At 50.2% G+C, this 440-nt stretch carries 4 tRNA genes; all 4 read right to left on the bottom strand.

What is annotated here, in order from left to right:
* Positions 1-47: 47 nt before the first annotated feature.
* Positions 48-124: transfer RNA gene (locus IC219_RS21405), tRNA-His, on the bottom strand.
* Positions 125-132: 8 nt separating this feature from the next.
* Positions 133-209: transfer RNA gene (locus tag IC219_RS21400), tRNA-Pro, on the bottom strand.
* A gap of 19 nt (positions 210-228) precedes the next feature.
* Positions 229-305, bottom strand: a tRNA-Ile gene (locus IC219_RS21395).
* 14 nt (positions 306-319) lie between these two features.
* Positions 320-393: transfer RNA gene (locus IC219_RS21390), tRNA-Met, on the bottom strand.
* Between the last annotated feature and the right edge of the window lie 47 nt (positions 394-440).

Genomic DNA, 440 nt, shown 5'->3' with positions numbered 1-440 from the left:
ATTAAAAGTCAGGTGCTCTACCGACTGAGCTAATAGACCATATTAGTTGGGGTGGATAATGAGAGTCGAACTCACGACCTCCAGAGCCACAATCTGGCGCTCTAACCAACTGAGCTATACCCACCATTATATTGGTCGAGGTGAAGGGACTCGAACCCCCGGCCCCATGGTCCCAAACCATGTGCGCTACCAAACTGCGCTACACCTCGAAATTTTATTAATTTAATGTGGTGGGCCATCAGGGACTCGAACCCCAGACCTACCGGTTATGAGCCGGGCGCTCTAACCAACTGAGCTAATGGCCCACATTAAATTTTAGTAGCGGTAATAGGAGTCGAACCTATGACCTTTCGGGTATGAACCGAACGCTCTAGCCAACTAAGCTATACCGCCATATTCTTGGTGCCCAGAGGCGGAATCGAACCACCGACACGGGGATT

It is taken from the genome of Clostridioides sp. ES-W-0018-02, from assembly GCF_020658175.1.
Lineage (GTDB): Bacteria > Bacillota > Clostridia > Peptostreptococcales > Peptostreptococcaceae > Clostridioides.
Note: the sequence above shows the minus strand (reverse complement) of the source record. Positions and strands in the feature narration are given on the sequence as shown.